Here is a 19,288-nt window from a genome sequence, read left to right on the forward strand (position 1 = left end):
TTCAAGGACGTCAACGATACCCACGGCCATGCGACGGGCGATGCGGTGCTGAAGGCCACCGCGCGCGCGATCGCCGGGGATCGCGATACCCACGCGATCCGCATGGGGGGCGAGGAGTTCATGCTGTTGCTGCGGGGGCCCTTCGCCGCCGAACGCGCCGAACGCGCGCGCCGGGCGATCACCGCGCGCGTCGCGGCCGAGGTGGCCGGGCTGGACCGCATCGTCACCGCCAGCATGGGGCTGGTCGAGCACGATGGCGACAACCCAGACCTGGGGGCGTTCGACAGCCTCTATGCCCACTGCGACCGCCTGCTCTACGAAGCCAAGCGCAGCGGCCGCAACCGCACGGTGCGCGATCTGCTGGCTGGCGAGCCGGTCGAGCCGCTGACGCAGGCGGTGTCGATCTAGGCTGCCCGGGGCGTTCTCTTGTCCGGGGGCGGCCGGACTTACCGCAAGCGGGATGTATCGACCCGCTGGAACGAGGCCCGGCGGACAGGCCCGAGATTGACGTCCTGCCTGAACAGGTGGCGCGCCTCGTCGGCTCCTTCGATGGTGACGCAGACCAGGTGCGTTCCACCCGACAAGAGCGTTTCGATGGCGCTGATCGCGATCGCCTCGCGGTGGCACCGGTCGATCACGTCCTGTTCGGCCAGGTTCAGGTTCATCGCCCGCGTGACTCTGGTTTCGACCGGTTCCGTCCAGGATTTTGCGGGCGCGCGCTTTCTGGACGCCGTGGGGGTCTTGGTCATGGTTGAATCTCCAATGGGGCGGCGCGCAAGGCCTGGCGGCGAAGCACCCGGATGACCTCTATCAGGCCTAGCTCCGACGCGCCGACGCGCTGGCGGGGAACGTCGATCATGCCCGGATGCACGGAATCCAGGAAGCCGTTGGCCGCGCGGCGTCCGCCCAGCAGCACGAAGGCCAGGTTGAATGCTTCGGAACGCCGCTTGAGGGCCTGGGGGTCGCTTATGCCGCTGCTACCGTGCGCAAGGGCACCAGGGCGGCTCGTGCCGCGCGTGGCCCTCATGATACCGCGCCCGCCGGGACGGCGGCGCCGCACCAGTCGGGATAGGAAGAGACACCCATCTGGTGGCGCAGCCGGTCGATCCGTGTCTGATAGTGCTTCACCAGCCTGTAGGCGCCGGCCCTGGAAGCAGCGGGCAGCGATGCCGCCTGCATGATCGAGAGCTGGTGGTGATAAAGAAGATGATTCAGGTCCATCGACATGCTCCGGCCTAATGCGGGAGCGCGACGGTCTCTCAGCCACCCACGTGCAAGACGATAATGGGCGATGGGTTGGATATGGGGTGCCAGCGGCCGGATTGCAAGCGCAATCAGGGCATGGTTCCCATGCGGTTCAGGGGTTTGCACCCTCCGGCAGGAACGGCGCGGCGACGTCGCGCGGCACGCGCAGCAGGCGGCCCGAGGCGCGGTCGAGCAGCGCCCAGGTGGTGCGCGCGCTGACGATCACCTTGCCGGCGGCATTGGTGAAGTCCACGCGCCGGTCAAACCGCGCGCCGGTGGGGCCTTCGGGAATGAAGGTTTCCGCCGTCACGCTTTCGCCCGCGCCGATATTGCCGCGATAGTCGATCTCGTGCCGGGTCACGACCCAGACGTAGGCGGCCTGGTGTGCGGGCGCGGCCACGGCCTCCCAGTGCGCCACCGCGATGTCCTGCACCCATTGCAGCCACACCGCGTTGTTGACGTGGCCCAGTTCGTCGATGTGCTGCGGCGCGGCGGTGAAGGTCAGGCGATGGCGGTTGCTCATGCGCGCGGCCTCAGGCGTCCACGCCCAGCTGCCACAGGATGAAGGCGAACTCCTCCGCGGTTTCCTTCAGGCTCTCGAACCGGCCGGACTTGCCGCCGTGGCCCGCGCCCATGTTGGTCTTGAGCAGCAGTTCGTGGCCGTCGGTCTTCAGTTCGCGCAGCTTCGCCACCCATTTGGCCGGCTCCCAATAGGTCACGCGCGGATCGTTGAGGCCCGCCGTCACCAGCAGCGGCGGATAGGCCTGGCGCTGCACCTGGTCATAGGGCGAATAGGACAGGATCAGTTCGAACGCGGCCTTGTCCTCGATCGGATTGCCCCATTCGGGCCATTCGCCCGGGGTCAGCGGCAGGCTTTCGTCGAGCATGGTGTTGAGCACGTCCACGAACGGCACGTGCGCCGCCACCGCGCCCCACAGGCCGGGATCGGAATTGATCACCGCGCCCATCAGCTCGCCCCCGGCCGATCCGCCGGAAATGCTGATCTTCCCCGCCTGGGTGAACCCACGCGCGATCAGCCCCTGCGCCACGTCCACGAAATCATTGAAGGTGTTGGTGCGCTGTTCCAGCTTGCCCGCCTTGTACCAGGCGCGTCCCATATCGTCGCCGCCCCGGATATGCGCGATGGCATAGGCGAAGCCGCGATCGACGAGGCTGAGGCGCGAGGTCGAGAAGCCCGGACCGATGGCGATGCCATAGGCACCGTAGCCATAGAGATGCAGCGGCCCGCCGGGCGCGCGGTCCTTGCGCCAGACCACGCTGACCGGGACCAGCGTGCCATCGCGCGCCGCGATGTCCAGCCGCGCGGTATCGTAGAGCGAGGCGTCGTAGCCCGAAGGTATTTCCTGCACCTTCAACAGGGCGAGGCTGCGGGTGGCGACATCGTAGTCATAGACCGAGGCCGGGCTGACCATCGATTCGTAGCCGACGCGCAGCACCGTCATGGCCCATTCGGGATTGTCGCCCAGGCTTGCCTCGTAGCTCGCTTCCGGGAACGCGATCGGCTCGATCCTGGCGGGATCGTCGTAGTAGCGCACTTCGATCCGGTCCAGCCCGCGCACCCGCCCTTCGACCACGTAGAAATCGCGGAACAGCTCGAACCCGGTCAGATAGAAATCGTCGCTGCCCGCGATCAGCGTGGTCCAGTTGCCCGGATCGGCGAGCGGCGCGGTGGCGAGGCGGAAGTTCTCGTGCGTATCGTTGGTGTGGATGTAGAGCACGCCGTCGCGCTCATCGACGTCGTATTCCACGCCCTTGGCGCGCGGCTTGACGAGGATCGGCGGGGCCAGCGGGTCGGCGGCGGGGATCAGGCGCGTTTCGCCGGTCTCGTGATCGCCGGTCGAGACGATCAGCCATTTCTCGTTGGCGGAAAGCGCGGCACCGACGCGGAAGCCCTCGTCGTCCTCGTGGTAGAGTTCGATGTCGCTTTCGACCGGCTGGCCCAGCCAGTGCAGCCGCGCGTTGTCGGTACGCCAGTTCTCGTTGGCGAGCGAATAGACGAGGCCCGTATCGTTCGCGACCCAGATCAGGCCGGACAGCGTGCCGGGAATCTCATCGGGCAGCACTTCGCCCGTGGCGATCACCTTGATCCGCGCGGTGAAGCGTTCGGAGCCGTTGTCGTCCACCGACCAGGCCAGCCGCGTGCCGTCGTTCGAAACCGCGATCGCGCCCAGGCGGAAGTAGTCCAGCCCTTCGGCAAGCGTCACTTCATCGAGAATCAGTTCGTCGGCGCTGCCATCGTCCGCCGCGCCCACCGGGCGGCGCCACCATTTCTTGTATTCCGCGCCTTCCTCGAATTCGATCCAGTAGAGCCAGTTTCCATCCTTCTGCGGCACCGACTTGTCGGCCTCCTTGATGCGCCCGCGCATTTCGCGGAACAGCGCGTCGATCACCGGCTGGCGATCGGCCATGCGGCTTTCGAACCAGGCGTTTTCGGCTTCGAGATGGGCGAGGACGGCCTTGTCGGTGACTTCGGGATAACCGGGATCACGCAGCCAGGCGTAATCGTCGGTGATCGTGATGCCATGGTGCGTGATGCTCTGCGGTTTCTTCGCGGCGACGGGAGGTGTGGCAATGCTCATTCCCCGCATCTATGTTGCCTCCATGATGCCCGCAAGGCGGGCCGCCTTCATTCAGGACGATCCCATGCTGATGCACACCCACGAAGCCCGCCTCGATGCCCTGCGCAAGCAACTGGCGCAGGACGGTCTCGATGGCTTCGTCATCCCGATTTCCGACGAGCACATGAGCGAATATGTCGGCGCCTATGCCCAGCGGCTGGCGTGGCTGACCGGCTTCGGCGGTTCGGCCGGCACGGCGGTCGTGCTCAGGGATGAAGCCGCGATCTTCGTCGACGGGCGCTATACCCTGCAAGTGCGCGAGCAGGTCGATGGCCGGCTCTACAGCTATCAGTCGGTGCCGCAGACCAGCCCCGCCGCGTGGCTGGGGGAACACGCGCCGGAAGGCGCGCGGATCGGCTACGACGCCTGGCTGCACGGCCGGCCGTGGGTGGAATCGGTGGCGAGCGCGTTGTCCGTGCGCGGCGCGCGGCTGGTGCCGGTGGAGAGGAATCCCGTCGATGCGGTCTGGGCCGACCGGCCCGCGCCGTCGATCGCGCCGGCGCTGGTCCACGCCGATGACCACGCCGGCCAGTCCGCGTCGGAAAAGCGCGCGGCGGTGGCCGAATGGCTGGCGGAGCGCAAGCTGGACGCGGTCGTCGTGTCTGCGCTCGATTCGATTGCCTGGCTGCTCAATATCCGGGGCGCGGATGTGGAACGCACGCCGGTGGCGCTGTCGTTCGTGCTGGCGCACGCCGATGGCACCGCCGATCTGTTCATTGCGCCCGAAAAGGTCACGCCGGCGCTGGTCCAGCACCTGGGCAACGCGGTGCGCATCCATGATCGCGACGGGTTCGTGCCCGCGCTGGAAGCGATGGCGGGCAAGCGTGTGGCGGTCGACCCGGAACGGGCCGTTGCGGCGATCTTCGCCACGCTCGATCGCGCCGGGGCCAAGACCATCGCGCTGACCGATCCGGTGGTGCTGCCTAAGGCGATCAAGAACGAGGTCGAGAAGGCGGGCCAGCGCGCGGCGCAGGCGCGGGATGGAGCCGCCGTTTCGCGCTTCCTGCACTGGCTCTCGGTGGAAGCGCCGCGCGGCGGCGTGACCGAGCTGGCGGCGGCCGATCGGCTCGAAGCGTTCCGCGCCGAAGGCGGATTGCTGCGCGATCTGTCGTTCGACACGATCTCGGGCGCAGGGCCGAACGGTGCGGTCGTCCACTATCGCGTCAGCGAGGAAACCAACCGTACGCTGGAGCCGAACAGCGTCTATCTCGTCGATTCGGGCGCGCAGTATGTCGATGGCACCACCGACATCACCCGCACGGTCTGGGTCGGTCCGGGGCAGCCGCCGGCCGAGGTCCGGGACCGCTTCACCCGCGTGCTCAAGGGCCATATCGCGCTGGCGCGGGCGGTGTTTCCCAAGGGCACGGCCGGCAGCCAGCTCGACAGCTTCGCCCGCCAGTTCCTGTGGTCGGCGGGGCTGGATTACGCGCACGGCACCGGGCACGGCGTCGGCAGCTTCCTGTCGGTGCACGAAGGACCGCAGCGCATCGCCAAGGCCGCGGGCGGGCAGGCCGGCACTGGCCAGGTGCTGATGCCGGGCATGATCCTGTCGAATGAGCCGGGCTACTACAAGACCGGCGCCTACGGCATTCGCATCGAGAACCTGGTGCTGGTTGAGCCGCGCGAAATCGAGGGCGCGGAAGGCGAATTCTATGGCTTCGAGACGCTGACGCATGTGCCGATCGACCGGAACCTGGTGGATGTCGCCCTGCTGACGCCCGACGAGCGGGCGTGGTGGAACGCATACCACGCGGGTACGCTCGCGCTGCTCTCGCCGCAGCTCGAAGGCGCCGATCGCATCTGGCTTGAAGGGGCCTGCGCACCGCTTTGAGAGGCGGTTTGTTCGTGTTATGTTCCATCTATCATGATTCGCTGAAGGGAGAGTTTCGATGATCGGATACGTGACGCTCGGCACCAATGACCTGGAACGCGGCGCGAAGTTCTATGATGCGCTGACAGCCGAACTGGGTGTGGGCCGGATGATGGAATGGGACGGCGCGATCGCCTGGGGCGCACCCGGCGGTGGCGCGGGCATCGGCCTGACCAAGCCGTTCGACGGCAATGCGGCCTCTGTCGGCAACGGCGTCATGGTGGCGTTCGAGGCGAAGGACAAGGAACAGGTGGTCCGGCTGCACGCGATCGCGCTGGCCAACGGAGGCACCTGCGAAGGCGAGCCGGGGCCGCGTGGCGATGGCGGGTTCTACGCCGCCTATTTCCGCGATCCCGATGGCAACAAGCTCAATGCTTTCCTCATGGCGGCGCCGGAATGAAGGAGATCCGGGCGGGCCATCGGCTGGCGGAAAGCCCGGTCCATCTCGGCCTCGGCGCGCGCGCCGTGGCCGAGCCGGCCTTCACCGGAATGGAGTGGTACGCCGGCTATGTCGCGCGCCACGCCGATGACGGGAAGGAAGGCCGGCTGGTCAGCCTGTTCCGGTTCGCCGAAAGCTGGGACAGCTGGGAAATGCACCCGGCGGGCGACGAGGTGGTACTGTGCCTCTCGGGCGAAATCGTGCTGCATCAGGAATTTCCAGACGGCCGGCTGGAGCTGGTCCGGCTCGCGCCCGGTGACTATGCGATCAATCCGCCGGGCGTGTGGCACACTGCGGATATCGTGGCCACGGATGCCGCAGGCGAGGCATCGGCGCTGTTCATCACGGCGGGCGTCGGAACCGAGCATCGCGCACGGTAACGACGGGGTGAGGGGACCGGGCGGGGTCTTCGCTTGCCGCCAAATGAACGGTCTTTCTCAAACGCGACAAATTACGACAATGTCGGGCCGGCGCCGGGATATTTGCGCGACAACTGCCTCCTATATCCTGCTCATGGTCGTTGCGAAGGCCGCCAGCCTCCCCTGAAGGGGTGCCTCCCTCTCTCCCCCTTCATGGCGGCCTCGCAACGTCCTCCCCTTTCCGAACACACGGGAGTCAGGATCGATGAAGAAGATTGTTCTGGGCATTTCCGCCGCCGCGTTCGCGCTGGGCGCCGGTGCCCTCTATGCCGCTGCCCCCGAAGGTCCGGCGGGCGACGTTACCTGGGCCGAAGCCAAGGCCAAGGCCGACGAGATGTGGGCGAAGCTCGACGTCAACAAGGACGGCAAGCTCGACCAGGCCGATCGCGACGCCAAGGTCATGCAAAAGTTCGACGCGATCGATACCAACCATGATGGGGCGATCAGCCGCGACGAGTTTCTGGCCCATCATAATGCGATGCGCGGCCCCGGAGCCGATGGTCCGCGTGCCGATGGTCCGGGCGCCGGCCCGGCCGAAGGCCATCGCTGGCATCGCGGCGGACGCGGTGGTCCGCAAGGACGTGGCCCCGGTCCGGACGGGCCTGGTATGCATGGCGCCATGATGGGCGGTCCGGGCATGGTGCTGCGCATGGCCGATGCCAACAAGGATGGCGTTGTGACCAAGGCCGAGTACGATGCGGCGGTGAAGGCGCATTTCGACAGGGTCGATACCAACCATGACGGCAAGATCAGCAAGGAAGAACGCAAGGCCGCGCGCGATGCGATGCGCGCCCGCTTCGGCCGCGGGCCGGGCGGGCCGGGTGCCCCGGGCGGCGACATGCCTCCGCCCCCGCCGCCACCTGCGGGCGAATGACGGGGAGCGGCGAAGCGCATGAATGAAACTTCGCCGATCCGGGTGCTGCTCGTCGACGACGAAGCAGCCCTGCGCGAGCCCCTGGCGGACTATCTCGTCCGCCAGGGGTTTGCCGTTACCCAAGCCGGCACCGCCGCCGAGGCGCGCAGCCGGCTGGTGGAAGCCGCCTTCGACATCGTGCTGCTCGATATCATGATGCCGGGCGAGGACGGTCTGTCGCTGTGCCGCCATCTGGTCGAGGCGCGGCAGATCCCGGTGATCTTCATCACCGCCAAGGGCGAGGCGACCGACCGCATCGTCGGGCTGGAAATCGGCGCCGACGATTACGTGGTGAAGCCGTTCGATCCGCGTGAACTGGTCGCGCGCGTGCGCAGCGTGCTGCGGCGCGCGGTGCGGCAGGCGGCGGAACCGGCGGACGCGGTGGTCTATGAATTCGAAGGCTGGCAGCTCGATCCGCTCAAGCGGCGGCTGACCGATCCGGAAGGGGCGCTGGTGGCGATCTCCTCCGCCGAGTTCCGCCTGCTGATGGCCTTCCTCGACCATCCGCGCCAGGTGCTCGATCGCGATCGCCTGCTCGACATGGTGCAGGGGCGCGAGGCACACCTGTTCGACCGCGCCGTCGACAACCAGATCAGCCGCCTGCGCCGCAAGGTGGAAGTGGACAGCCGCAATCCGCAACTGATCCAGACCGTCTGGGGTGGCGGCTACATGCTGGCCACCGAAGTGCGCAAGATCGCGTCGCGGGGGTAGTCGCTTGTTTCGAGACCTGCCCCGCGCCTTTTCCCGTTTCGTGCCCTGGCCGCGCAGCCTGCAGGGGCAGATGCTGTTCGCCATCGCCATCGCCCTGCTGATCGCGCAGAGTCTTTCGGCGGCGCTTATCTGGCGCGCGCAGCATGAACGGCACGTGGGGGCGCTGGTGAACTCCGCCGCCTTCCGTCTGCTTGGCCCTCCGCTCTATGGCGCGGAGGGCGGCGAACGGGGCGGAATGCGGCGCGATCACGGGCCGGAAGCGCGCGAAGGCGGCCCTCCGGGGGCGCCCGGCTTCCGGCGTCGACCGCCGCCGCCCGATGACGGCTACCGGCTGCCACGCCCCTTGCGCGTGCGCGTGGATAACGCCAGCCCCGAACAGCCCGGCGACCGGCGCATCGCCGCAGCCGAGAAGAATCTGACCGAAGTGCTGGAAAACCAGGGCGTCGCGGTGTCGCAAGTGGTCGTGCTCGAACGCGATCCCCATCAGGACAGCGTGATTGCCGAATGGTGGGAACAGCAACGCCACCGCTTCGCCGCCTTTAGCAATGGCGAACCGCCGCCGCGCCTGGTGATCGCCTCGTTCAAGCGCTCCGACGGCACGTGGCTGTCCGCGCGCGTCCTTACGCCGGCGGGCGAGCGTCAGTTGCTGATCTCGTTGCTGTGGCAGACCGTGCTGCTGTACCTCGTCCTCATCGGCGCGGTGGCGCTGATCCTGCGCCGCATCGCGCAGCCGCTCAAGGCGCTGACGCGGCGGGTGGAGGACTTCGCGCGCGACCGCAGCATCGATGGCCAGCTCGTTCCCGGCGGGCCGGAAGATATCCGCCGCCTGATCGAGGCGCACAACGCGATGGAAGCACGCATCGCCGGGCTGCTCGACGAAAAGGACGTGATGCTGGGCGCGATCGGGCACGATCTGAAAACGCCGCTGGCTGCGCTGCGCGTGCGGATCGAGGCGGTGGAGGACGACGCCGAGCGCGGCCGGATGGCCAAGGTGATCGAGGACATCAACCGCTCGCTCGACGATATCCTCTCGCTGGCGCGGGTGGGCCGTCCGTCCGACCCGCTGGAAATGACCGAACTGTCGGCGCTCGTCGCCGACGTGGCCGACGAGTTCGAGGACATGGGCGAGGACGTGACGCTGGGCGATACCGCGCGCATCGTGTTGCCGGTGCGCGCGACGTGGCTGCGCCGCGCGATGCGCAACCTGGTGTCCAACGCGCTGCGCTATGGCCAGCGCGCGCGCGTATCGCTGGTGCGCGAGGGCAACGAGGCCGTGTTGCGGATCGAGGATGACGGGCCGGGGATTCCCGAAGGCGAGATCGCCCGGATGATGGAGCCGTTCACGCGCCTCGAAGCCTCGCGCAACACCGCGACCGGCGGCACCGGGTTGGGCCTGACGCTGGCCTGGGCCATCGCCGACCAGCACGGCGGATCGCTGGTACTCGCCAATCGCGTGGAAGCGGGCCGGATCGCGGGGCTCGTGGCGACGCTGCGCCTGCCTGTTACGTGACAGAATTATCCCGGCACGCACGGGGCGTGCCGGGATGGTGTTTTATGCCAAGCTGCTAAGATGCTGACGCATCACGGCTTGGAAATGCTCAAGCGCCGCACGGGCTTGACCCAAATGCGGTGCGTGATGCTCACCGCATTTGGGCTTACTTGATCTTCGCCACCGCCGCGGAGAGTTCCGCGCCGCGTGCGTCCTTGAGCACGCCGCAATCGCGGACCCGCTCGATGGTGCGTTCCAGCTCCAGCGCGCCGCTGCGGCCGGCGAAGCGCGGGCGCAGGGCCTCGAATTCCTTCGCCTGATCGACCGAGCAGAACCCGGCCAGTGTCCCAGGTAGCCGCGCGGCGAGGAAGATGCCGCCCGAGCCGCTGAGCATCTCTTCGAGATGCGCCTTGAGCCAGATGTAGCCGATCTCGCGCGTTTCCGGCGTCACCAGGATGCCGGCGATCATGCTGAGGCGCTCGCTGGGGCGCAGGCGGGCATCCTTGAACCCGTCGAGCACCCAGCGCGCGGTATCGGCATCGCCGCTGGCCGCCACGGCGCGCAGGGCGCTGGGGCGGAACACCGGATCTTCCGACCCGAGCGCGCTGTCCGCCAGCTTTTGCGCACCGGCCAGCTTGTTCTGCGCCAGCCAGGCGCGCAGCCCCGATCCGTAGAACGCGGGATCGAGTGCGGCCTTGTCGCCGCCCAGCAGTCCTTCGGCCGCCGTGGTCAGCCGCGCCCGCAGCGCCGGATCGCGCGCGGTGTCCGACAGGGTGGCGACCAGCGCCACGCGGCGCTGCGCTTTGTCGGGATCGTCGCCGGCATGGGCGCCGGCGCGCGGATCAAAGCCCATCGCTTCAAGCTGCGGCGCGTAGAGCTTGTCGACAAATCCCCGGAACGCGGGCTTGGCCGCCTCGTCGATCACGCCGCGCGCAGCCATCGTTTCGAGCAGCGAGGTGGCGTTGCCGCTGGCGTAGCTATCCGGGTTGCGGGCCAGCGCGGCGGACGCGGCGATCACTTGCGCGGGCGTGGCGCGCCCCGCCATGAAGCTGGCCGCGATGCTGTCTTCCAGCGCCTGGGCCTCGCCGCCGGGCAGGCTGGCCGCGCCGGCGATCAGCTTGTCCCATTCGGCTGCGGGCAGTTCGAAGCGATAGTATCCGGTGCCGCCGGCATTGGGCACCACCGGCCCCTTGCCCTTCAGCGTCAGCTTCATCGTCGGCCCGGTCATCAGCGAACACTGGCGGTCATCGCCCTGCCGTGCGCAGAGCGGAATGCCCCATTGCGTGGCGGGGGCGGGGGTGCCCAATCGGACGTAGCGGCTCTGCGTCACCGTCCACGCCCCGTTCTTGCCGTCCGCGAACGTCACCAGCGGCACGCCCTGCTGGTCGGTGAAGCTCTGCATCGCCGAAAGGATGCGCGGATCGCCCGCCGCATCGGCCATCGCGCCGAAGAAGTCGGCGCTGGTGGCGTTGCCATAGCGATGCTTGGCCATGTAGCCGCGCACGCCATCGCGGAAGCGCGTGTCGCCCATGAACGCGGCGATCATCGCCACGACATGCCCGCCCTTGCCATAGGTGATCGTATCGAACGCGGCGTCGATATCGGCGTTCTTCGGGATCGGCTGGTGGATCGGCCGGCCGGCGATCAGCGCGTCGATGTTCATCGCGCCGAAGCCTTCTTCCAGCGCCCCCGCGCCGATGTTGAGGTCCGGCCGCCAAGCGTTGCCGATGCGGAAGCCCATCCAGTTGGCGAAGCTTTCGTTCAGCCAGATGTCGTCCCACCATGCCGGGGTGACGAGATCGCCGAACCACTGGTGCGCCAGCTCGTGCGCCACCACCATGCCGAAGGTGCGCTTCTGACTGGTCGATGCCTTGTCGTCCATCACCAGGATGGAGTCTTCATAGAGATCGGCGCCCGCGTTCTCCATGGCGCCGGGCATGATCGGCGCGGTGATCTGGTCGAGCTTGGGATAGGGGAAGGACTGGCCGAAATAGGCTTCGAGGTGCTGGACGATACCCTTGGTGCCTTCCAGCGCGAAGGCCAGCTTGTCGGCGTTCTGCTTGGTCGAGACCACGCGGATCGGCAGCGGCGTGGCGCGCTGCGGCGTGGCCGGCACGGTGCCTTCGACCGTGGCGAACGGGCCGACCATCATCGCCACGAGATAGCTCGGCAGCGGCAGCGTCGGCGCGAAGGTGTGGACCGTCATGCCGTTTTCGGTCCGCGTCGCGGTTTCCGGCGCGTTGCTAACCGCCTTGAGGCCGGCGGGGGTGCGCAGGGTCACGGTCCACGGCGTCTTGAAGCCGGGTTCGTCGAAGCCGGGGAAGGCGGCGCGCGCGTCGATCGATTCGAACTGGGTCCAGCTGTACCAGTCATCGCCCACCTTCACGCGGAACATGCCGGCCGGCCCTTCGCCGAACGGCGCGTCGTAATCGAAGGCGAAGGTCACCGCGCCGGCGGGCAGCGCTTCGGGGAAGGTCAGCAGCGCGACCCCGGTGGGATCGACTTGCGCGAACGTGCCGGTCAGCGTCTTGCCGCCGGCCGTGGCGGTCACGCGCGAAACCTTCAGTTCCTTGCCGTGCAGCCAGACGAAGCGGCTGGCCTTGCGGCTGTTGGCGTCGATCTCGACGTGGCCGGAAAACCGCTCCTTGGCCGGATCGACGGTCAGGTCCAGCCGGTAGGTGGAGGGCACGACCGAACCGTCGAGCTTGCCGGCAGGCATTGGGCCGGCTTCGGTGGGAATGGCTGCGGCGGGCGGGGTGGCCGTTTCGGCGTGGGCGAGGGGAATCGCGGCACAGCTCGCAAGCATGGTCGCGGCAAGGAACAAGGAGCGCATGAAAGCCTTTCCGGAAATGGAAAATGCACCTGACTAGGGCCTAACCGGTTTCATGCGCAACCGCGTTCGACGAACACGCGATGGTGTTCGTCGAACATGGGGGGCATAGAGGCGTTCAGGCCGGAGCGATCAGCGCAGCAAACCGCCCAGCAGGCCGCGCGCGAAGCGGCCGAACGCGGCGCCGCCCAGGCTGGTGGCGACCGAGCCGACCACCGCGCTGAGACCGGATTCGACGGGCGAAGCGCGGGTTTTCTTGCCGCTGATCTGCGCCGCGATTACCGCGCCGGCGGACGAAGCCACCGCACCGATCGCCGCCTTGCCCGCCTTGTCCCACAGCGAGGGCGACTGGCGTGGCGCCGCGCGCTGTGCCTCCGCGCCCTGTTCCTGCACCTGCTGCGCGGCGGCGGCGGCATCAGCCGCCTTCTTCGCCAGCACTTCGGCGGCGGATTCGCGGTTCACCGCCGTATCGTACTTGCCTTCCACCGGGCTCGCCGCCTGGATCGCGGCGCGTTCGGGTGCCGAGACCGGCCCCAGCCGCGAACGCGGCGGCGCGATCAGAGTGCGCTGCACCACGCCGGGCGCGCCATCGTCATCCAGCGTGGAAACCAGCGCCTCGCCCACCTTCAGTTCGGTGATCGCCTTTTCCACGTCGAGATCGGGGTTGATGCGGAAAGTCTGCGCCGCGGCCTTGATCGCCTTCTGATCGCGCGGGGTGAAGGCGCGCAGCGCGTGCTGCACGCGGTTGCCCAGCTGGCCGGCGATCTTTTCGGGAATGTCGATCGGATTCTGGGTGACGAAATAGACGCCCACGCCCTTCGAGCGGATCAGGCGGACGACCTGCTCCACCTTGTCGAACAGCGCTTCGGGCGCATCGTCGAACAGCAGGTGCGCCTCGTCGAAGAAGAACACCAGCACGGGCTTTTCAGGATCGCCCACCTCGGGCAGCGCCTCGAACAGTTCGGACAGCAGCCACAGCAGGAACGTGGCGTAGAGCTTGGGGCTCTGCATCAGCTTTTCGGCGGCGAGAATGTTGACCAGGCCCCGGCCCTTGTCGTCGGTGCGGAGGAAGTCGTGAATCTCGAACGCCGGTTCACCAAAGAAGCGGTCCGCGCCCTGGCTTTCGAAGGCGAGCAACTGGCGCTGGATCGCGCCGACGCTGGCCTTGGTGACATTGCCGTACTTGGTGGCGAGTTCGCCGGCGTTTTCGGCGCAGGCGACCAGCACCGCCTGCAGGTCGTCCATGTCGATCAGCAGCAGGCCGTTTTCGTCGGCGTAGCGGAAGGCGATGTTGAGCACGCCTTCCTGCGTTTCGTTCAGGCCCATCAGCCGGGCCAGCAGCAGCGGCCCCATTTCCGAGATCGTGGTGCGGATCGGGTGGCCGCTTTCGCCATAGAGATCCCAGAACACCGCCGGGTTGTCGGAATAGGTATAATCGGTGATGCCCAGTTCCTTGGCGCGGGCTTCCAGCTTGTCGGCGTTCTTGAAGGTGGGGCTGCCCGGCATGGCGATGCCCGAAAGATCGCCTTTCACGTCGGCCAGGAACACCGGCACCCCCCGCGCGGAAAACTGTTCGGCGATGCCCTGCAGCGTCACCGTCTTGCCGGTGCCGGTCGCGCCCGCGACCAGCCCGTGCCGGTTGGCCCGGCCGAGCCGCAGCACCTGCCGTTCGCCGTTGGCGCCGAGGCCAAGGTAGATATCGTCCATGTAACAGTCGTCCCCGCAAGAAAGCGTCCGGTCCCGCCACGGGTTTACGAACAGGTGGCGCCCGGTGCGAGAGGTTTTTGCATCCGCGGCGGTGTGCCGCTAAAGCGCGCGCCACCGGCCATGGACCAGACGCCTTTCATCCTGCTTGACGATGCCCGCAGCGACGATGCTCGCAACGGTGGGGCCAGCGACGCGCGCGTCTATCGCGACCCGCTGGAGATCGTGGTCGCGCGCCGGCCGGAGGACGTGGCGCCGGCGCTCGCCCGGATCGGTGCCGAACCGGGCGAATGGGCCGGATATATCGCCTATGAGGCCGGGCTGGCGTTGGAGCCGCGCCTTATGCCGCTGGCCGCCGCGCGCACCGGCGCAACCGGGCCGCTGGTGTGGTTCGCGCGCTTCGCGGCGGTGGAGACCATTCCCGCCGATGCGGTGGAGAACTGGCTGGAGCGGCACGGCGCAGGCCCCGGCAACCTTGGTCCGCTCGACCCGCAAGTCTCGATCGGCGGCTATGGCCGCGCGTTCGATCGGGTGCAGGAGGCGATCCGTGCGGGCGACATCTATCAGGCGAACCTGACCTTTCCGCTCGGCGGAAGCTGGCATGGTGATCCGCTGGCGATCTACGCCGCGATCCGCCGCGATGCGCGCGCCGGCTATGGCGGGGTGTGCTGGGACGGATCGCACTGGCACCTGTCGTTCTCGCCCGAACTGTTCTTCGCGCTGAAGGACGGCCTGGCCACGGTCCGCCCGATGAAGGGCACCGCGCCGCGCGGCGAAACGCCCGGACAGGACGAGGCGTTCCGCGCCGGGCTGGCGGGCAACGCCAAGGACCGCGCGGAAAACCTGATGATCGTGGACCTCATGCGCAACGACCTGTCGCGCGTGGCGGTGCCCGGCAGCGTCCGAGTGGAAGAGCCTTTTGCGATCGAGAGCTATCCCACCGTGCACCAGATGGTCACCACCGTCCGCGCCCGGTTGACCGCTGGTGCGGATGCGCGCGAACTGGTGCGGGCGATCTTCCCGTGCGGCTCGATCACCGGCGCGCCCAAGATTCGCGCGATGGAACTGATCGACGCGGCCGAACGCGATGCGCGTGGGCTCTATTGTGGCGCGTTCGGCCGGATCGACCCCTCTGGTGATGCGGCATTCAATGTGGCAATCCGCACGGTGCGCCTCGATCCCCGGACGGACCGCGCGGTCATGGGGGTGGGCTCGGCGGTCGTGGCGGATTCCGCGATGCTGGGCGAATGGCGGGAATGCGTGGTAAAGGGGGATTTCTTGCGCCTGTCCGCCGGCAATGCCGATCTTATTGAAACGATGGCCTTCGATCCCGCGCAGGGCATCGCGCTGCTGGAACTGCATCTGGAACGCATCAAGGGGAGTGCGGCGGCGCTGGGCTTCGCGTTCGATCGTCATGCCGCGCGCAACGCCATCCACGCGCTGTGCTTCGATCTGGAAGCGCCGTCGAAAGTGCGGCTGGTGGTGTCGAAGGCCGGCGCGCTGGCGCTGGAGGCATCGGCGCTGCCCGTGCCCGCCAATGGACCGGTGACGTGCGCCGTGCTGCCGCTGCCGGTGGCCGAGGGCGACTGGCGGTTGCGCCACAAGACATCGGATCGCGGCTTCTACGAAGCGGCGCTTCGGGCGGCGAAGGCGGCCGGCGCGGGCGAGGCACTGTTCCTGCGCGATGACGGGCTGCTGACCGAAGGCAGCTTCACCAATCTTTTCGTCGAGCGGGAGGGGCTGCTGCTCACGCCGCGCGCCGAATTCGGCCTGCTGCCCGGCGTCCTGCGCCGCAGCCTGATCGAGAGCGGCCGCGCGGCGGAGGCTGACCTGACGCTGGCCGATCTCTCCGAAGGCTTTTTCATCGGCAACGCCCTGCGTGGCCTGCTGCCGGCGCGACTGCTCGGCGAACAGGCATGACCGACTCCACCCTGAGCCGCGCGCTGGCGCGCATCGCGCCGTCGCGCACCACCGCCATGACCGATCGCGCCATGGCGCTGCGGGCCGAAGGGCGCGACATCATCTCTCTGTCGGTGGGCGAGCCCGATTTCGCCACGCCCGCCCATGTCGTCCAGGCGGCGAAGGACGCGCTCGACGCGGGCGACACGAAGTACACCGCCGTCGCCGGATCGGCCCGGCTGCGCGCGGCGGCCGCGCTCCATTTCGAGCGCGATCTCGGCATCGTCGTTCCGCCGGCGCAAGTGATCGTCAGCGCCGGGGGCAAGCAGGCGATCTTCCACGCGCTGCTCGCCACGCTCGATCCGGGCGACGCGGTGCTGATCCCCAGTCCGTGGTGGGTGAGCTATCCGGAAATCGTGCGCTTCGCGGGCGCCAAGGTGGTGGACCTGCCGACGCGGGCGGACGGGGGCTTTCGCATCAGCGCCGCGCAGCTCGAGGCCGCGATCACGCCCGCCACGCGCTGGCTGCTGCTCAACAGCCCCGGCAATCCCACCGGCGCCACCTATCCGGCCGAGGAATTGCGTGCGCTGGGCGAGGTGCTGCGCCGCCACCCGCGCGTGCTGGTGATGAGCGACGATATCTACGCGCCGCTGCGCTATGGCGCGGGCGCGCACGCCACGCTGGCGGTGGAATGCCCGGACCTGGCCGATCGCGTGCTGACCGTGTCCGGCGTATCCAAGAGCCACGCGATGACCGGCTTCCGCATCGGCGTCGCCGCCGGGCCGCTATGGCTGATCAACGCCATGGCGCGGCTGCAATCGCATTCCTCGGGCAATCCCGCCTCGATCAGCCAGGCCGCCGCCGTTGCCGCGTTCGAAGGCCCGCAGGATTTTCTGCTTGCCTGGCGCGAACGGTTCCGCGCGCGGCGTGACTTGTGCGTGGCCGCGATCAACGCGATTCCGGGGCTTTCCACCCCGGTTCCCGATGGCGCGTTCTATTGCATGGTCGATGCCGCGCCGCTGATGGCGCGCTTCGGCGGCGAAAGCCCCAACGCGGACGAGGCGCTGTGCCTGCATTTGCTGGAGCACGGCGTCGCCGTGGTCGCGGCTTCGGCATTTGGCGGCCGGGACGGCTTCCGCATCAGCTTTGCGGCCGACGAGGCGACTTTGGAAGAAGCCTTGCGGCGCATTGCCGGCGCCGTGGTATGATCCTGCCGCCCGTTGCGGTTCACCCCGAGCCGGTCACAGACGGCACGCGGGCGTGCGCGCTTCGCCAAGCCCAGCATGAACGGATTTTTGCGCGATGATCGATTTCTCCATCCTGTTTGAAGACGGCGAAGCGCTGGTCATCGACAAGCCCGCTGGCCTGCCGCTCGACCGGCCGCGCGCGGGCGGCCCGTGCCTGGAGGATCATCTCGACGATCTGCGGTTCGGCTTCCAGCGCGAACCTTTCCCGGTCCACCGGCTCGATCGCGATACGTCGGGCTGCCTGCTGCTGGCGCGCAATCCCAAGGCGCTCAAGCGCTTTTCCGCCGCGTTCGAGGCGCGGCAGGTGGAGAAGGTCTATCTGGGCGTGGTCGCGGGACCGGTGGAAGGCGAAAGCGGCACGGTGAACCTCAGCCTGTCCAAGGTCAGCACCGAAAAGGACGGCTGGCGGATGATCCCGGCCAAGAAGGGCAAGCCCGCCGTCACCCACTGGCGGGTGGTGGATCGGCGCGACGCGCTGACTCTGGTGGAATTCCGCCCCGAAACCGGCCGCACCCACCAGATCCGCGTGCACGCCCTGGCGGGGCTGGGCCATGCGCTGGTGGGCGATCCCGTGTACGGAAACGGAAAGGGCGCGAAACGGACGATGCTGCACGCCGCCGCGCTCACCGTCCCGCGTGAAGGCAAGCCGCCGATCGAGGCGCAGTCGCCCTTGCCGCCGGATTTCCACGCGCTGGGATTCGATCTTGGCTGACGATGCCGACCAGATCATCGCCCGGGCGCTGCCGCTGATCGAGGAAAGCTTCATCGCGGCCGCCGGGCCGGGCGGGCAGAACGTCAACAAGGTGGCGACGGCGGTGCAGGTGCGGCTCGACGTGTTCGCGCTGCGCCTTTCGCCGCCGGTGTTCCACCGCCTGAAGGAACTGGCCGGCAGCAAGTTCACCGCGAAGGGCGAGATCGTGCTGACCGCGCGCAGCCACCGCACGCAGGAAGCCAACCGCGAGGACGCGCGCAAGCGCCTGGCAGATCTGCTGCGCGAGGCGACGAACCTGCCGGAAAAGCGCGCCAAGTCACGCCTCAACCGCGTAGGCAAGACCGCGCGGCTGGAAGGCAAGAAGAAGCGCGGTGCGGTGAAGGCCGGGCGCGGCAAGGTGCGGCTGGATTGAAGCGGCGCCGCAGCCGTCGCGTCCTTATCCCGCTGTAGCGTCCCTATCCGGCGGTCGCTCCCATCACCGCGCGGCCATCGGCGGCATAGGCGCCCATTTCGTAGCCCGCATCCGCCCGGCGGAAGGCAAGGTGCAGCGGCTCGTCCGCCACGGCCGGCGAAAGGCCGCGAAAGGCGAAGCGTTCCAGCACGTTGTCGCCCAGTTGCCGCCGGGCGAGATCGAGCAGCAGCGTGGCGGTCAGCGGCCCGTGGACGACCAGCCCGCGATAGCCTTCCTCGCCCGTGGCGTAAGGCCGGTCGTAATGGATGCGGTGGCTGTTGAAGGTGAGCGCGGAATAGCGGAACAGCAGCGCCGCATCCGGCTCCACCGTGCGCACGGCATCCCATGCCGCAGGATCGAACCGGCCTTCCCCCAGGGGCGGCGGGGCGGGCGGCGTGCCGGCGGGCGCGGCTTCGCGATAGACGATCGACTGCACCTCGCGCACCGCGGGCACGCCATCGCCCAGCGTCTCGTGCGCCACGTCCACGAACACCAGATGGCCCGATCCACCCTGCTTGGGCGTTACCGACAGCACGCGTGAACGCCGTTCGACCGCTTCGCCCGTGCGCAGCGCGCGCAGGAACTCGACCTTGCTCGAAGCCCACATCCGGCGCGGCAGTGGCACCGGCGGCAGGAAGCCCTCCGGGCCGTCGTCGCGGCGGGGGTGGCCGTCCGGTCCCAGTGCGGCGGTGGGGGCATCGGGCAGGCACAGGCACCAGT

19 protein-coding genes are annotated in these 19,288 nt (G+C 68.3%); 11 read left to right on the forward strand and 8 right to left on the reverse strand.

The features are described from left to right. A partial coding sequence (locus B3547_RS03490) for a GGDEF domain-containing protein (protein WP_292960221.1) occupies positions 1-408 on the forward strand: 408 nt, incomplete at its 5' end. Positions 409-446: 38 nt separating this feature from the next. Here the strand turns inward: B3547_RS03490 and B3547_RS03495 are convergent. The 5 genes from B3547_RS03495 to B3547_RS03515 all read right to left on the reverse strand — a co-directional run bounded on the left by B3547_RS03495 (position 447) and on the right by B3547_RS03515 (position 3,854). After that, positions 447-749 carry a hypothetical protein gene (locus tag B3547_RS03495; RefSeq protein ID WP_223806474.1) on the reverse strand — a complete coding sequence of 101 codons (303 nt, stop codon included), beginning with the start codon at positions 747-749 and terminating at the stop codon, positions 447-449. Then, positions 746-1,027, reverse strand: a complete 282-nt coding sequence (locus tag B3547_RS03500; protein WP_292960224.1) for a hypothetical protein — start codon at positions 1,025-1,027, stop codon at positions 746-748. The genes B3547_RS03495 and B3547_RS03500 overlap by 4 nt, the downstream gene beginning before the upstream one ends. After that, positions 1,024-1,221 carry a hypothetical protein gene (locus B3547_RS03505; protein ID WP_292960228.1) on the reverse strand — a complete coding sequence of 66 codons (198 nt, stop codon included), beginning with the start codon at positions 1,219-1,221 and terminating at the stop codon, positions 1,024-1,026. Before B3547_RS03505 ends, B3547_RS03500 begins: the two co-directional genes overlap by 4 nt. A gap of 136 nt (positions 1,222-1,357) precedes the next feature. Continuing rightward, positions 1,358-1,768 (reverse strand): acyl-CoA thioesterase, encoded by a 411-nt coding sequence (locus B3547_RS03510; RefSeq protein ID WP_124808160.1) that lies wholly within the window; start codon positions 1,766-1,768, stop codon positions 1,358-1,360. A 10-nt stretch (positions 1,769-1,778) separates the two neighbouring features. Beyond that, positions 1,779-3,854: a S9 family peptidase gene (locus B3547_RS03515; RefSeq protein WP_292960231.1), complete on the reverse strand. Its 2,076-nt coding sequence runs from the start codon at positions 3,852-3,854 to the stop codon at positions 1,779-1,781. Between the two features lie 61 nt (positions 3,855-3,915). On the opposite strand from B3547_RS03515, the gene B3547_RS03520 reads away from it, so the two are divergent. The 6 genes from B3547_RS03520 to B3547_RS03545 all read left to right on the forward strand — a co-directional run bounded on the left by B3547_RS03520 (position 3,916) and on the right by B3547_RS03545 (position 9,746). Then, positions 3,916-5,715, forward strand: coding sequence for an aminopeptidase P family protein (locus tag B3547_RS03520; protein ID WP_292960255.1), 1,800 nt, complete (start codon positions 3,916-3,918; stop codon positions 5,713-5,715). 58 nt (positions 5,716-5,773) lie between these two features. Beyond that, positions 5,774-6,154 (forward strand): VOC family protein, encoded by a 381-nt coding sequence (locus B3547_RS03525; protein ID WP_124808162.1) that lies wholly within the window; start codon positions 5,774-5,776, stop codon positions 6,152-6,154. After that, positions 6,151-6,573 carry a cupin domain-containing protein gene (locus tag B3547_RS03530; protein WP_292960233.1) on the forward strand — a complete coding sequence of 141 codons (423 nt, stop codon included), beginning with the start codon at positions 6,151-6,153 and terminating at the stop codon, positions 6,571-6,573. The genes B3547_RS03525 and B3547_RS03530 overlap by 4 nt, the downstream gene beginning before the upstream one ends. Before the next feature lie 244 nt (positions 6,574-6,817). Then, a complete protein-coding gene (locus B3547_RS03535) occupies positions 6,818-7,486 on the forward strand; it encodes an EF-hand domain-containing protein (RefSeq protein WP_292960234.1) in 669 nt (222 codons plus the stop codon). 18 nt (positions 7,487-7,504) lie between these two features. Continuing rightward, positions 7,505-8,236 carry a response regulator gene (locus tag B3547_RS03540; protein ID WP_124808165.1) on the forward strand — a complete coding sequence of 244 codons (732 nt, stop codon included), beginning with the start codon at positions 7,505-7,507 and terminating at the stop codon, positions 8,234-8,236. A 4-nt stretch (positions 8,237-8,240) separates the two neighbouring features. Continuing rightward, positions 8,241-9,746, forward strand: a complete 1,506-nt coding sequence (locus B3547_RS03545) for an ATP-binding protein (protein WP_349676467.1) — start codon at positions 8,241-8,243, stop codon at positions 9,744-9,746. Positions 9,747-9,891: 145 nt separating this feature from the next. On the opposite strand, the gene B3547_RS03550 is transcribed toward B3547_RS03545, so the two are convergent. After that, a complete protein-coding gene (locus B3547_RS03550; protein WP_292960239.1) occupies positions 9,892-12,558 on the reverse strand; it encodes a M1 family metallopeptidase in 2,667 nt (888 codons plus the stop codon). Positions 12,559-12,687: 129 nt separating this feature from the next. Then, positions 12,688-14,262 carry a helicase HerA-like domain-containing protein gene (locus B3547_RS03555; protein WP_292960242.1) on the reverse strand — a complete coding sequence of 525 codons (1,575 nt, stop codon included), beginning with the start codon at positions 14,260-14,262 and terminating at the stop codon, positions 12,688-12,690. A gap of 120 nt (positions 14,263-14,382) precedes the next feature. Between B3547_RS03555 and pabB the strand changes: the two genes are divergently transcribed. The 4 genes from pabB (at position 14,383) to arfB (ending at position 18,529) form a co-directional block, all read left to right on the forward strand. Beyond that, complete coding sequence (pabB, locus tag B3547_RS03560) at positions 14,383-16,179, forward strand: aminodeoxychorismate synthase component I (RefSeq protein WP_292960245.1); 1,797 nt, start codon at positions 14,383-14,385, stop codon at positions 16,177-16,179. Then, complete coding sequence (locus tag B3547_RS03565; protein ID WP_292960247.1) at positions 16,176-17,366, forward strand: pyridoxal phosphate-dependent aminotransferase; 1,191 nt, start codon at positions 16,176-16,178, stop codon at positions 17,364-17,366. Before pabB ends, B3547_RS03565 begins: the two co-directional genes overlap by 4 nt. Positions 17,367-17,460: 94 nt before the next feature. Beyond that, positions 17,461-18,117, forward strand: a complete 657-nt coding sequence (locus tag B3547_RS03570) for an RluA family pseudouridine synthase (protein ID WP_292960250.1) — start codon at positions 17,461-17,463, stop codon at positions 18,115-18,117. After that, complete coding sequence (gene arfB, locus B3547_RS03575; protein ID WP_194918683.1) at positions 18,110-18,529, forward strand: alternative ribosome rescue aminoacyl-tRNA hydrolase ArfB; 420 nt, start codon at positions 18,110-18,112, stop codon at positions 18,527-18,529. Before B3547_RS03570 ends, arfB begins: the two co-directional genes overlap by 8 nt. Positions 18,530-18,572: 43 nt before the next feature. Here the strand turns inward: arfB and B3547_RS03580 are convergent. Next, positions 18,573-19,288, reverse strand: a 716-nt coding sequence (locus B3547_RS03580; RefSeq protein ID WP_292960253.1) for an FAS1-like dehydratase domain-containing protein, incomplete at its 5' end; no start/stop codon positions are given.

The organism is Novosphingobium sp. UBA1939, assembly GCF_002336885.1.
GTDB lineage: Bacteria > Pseudomonadota > Alphaproteobacteria > Sphingomonadales > Sphingomonadaceae > Novosphingobium.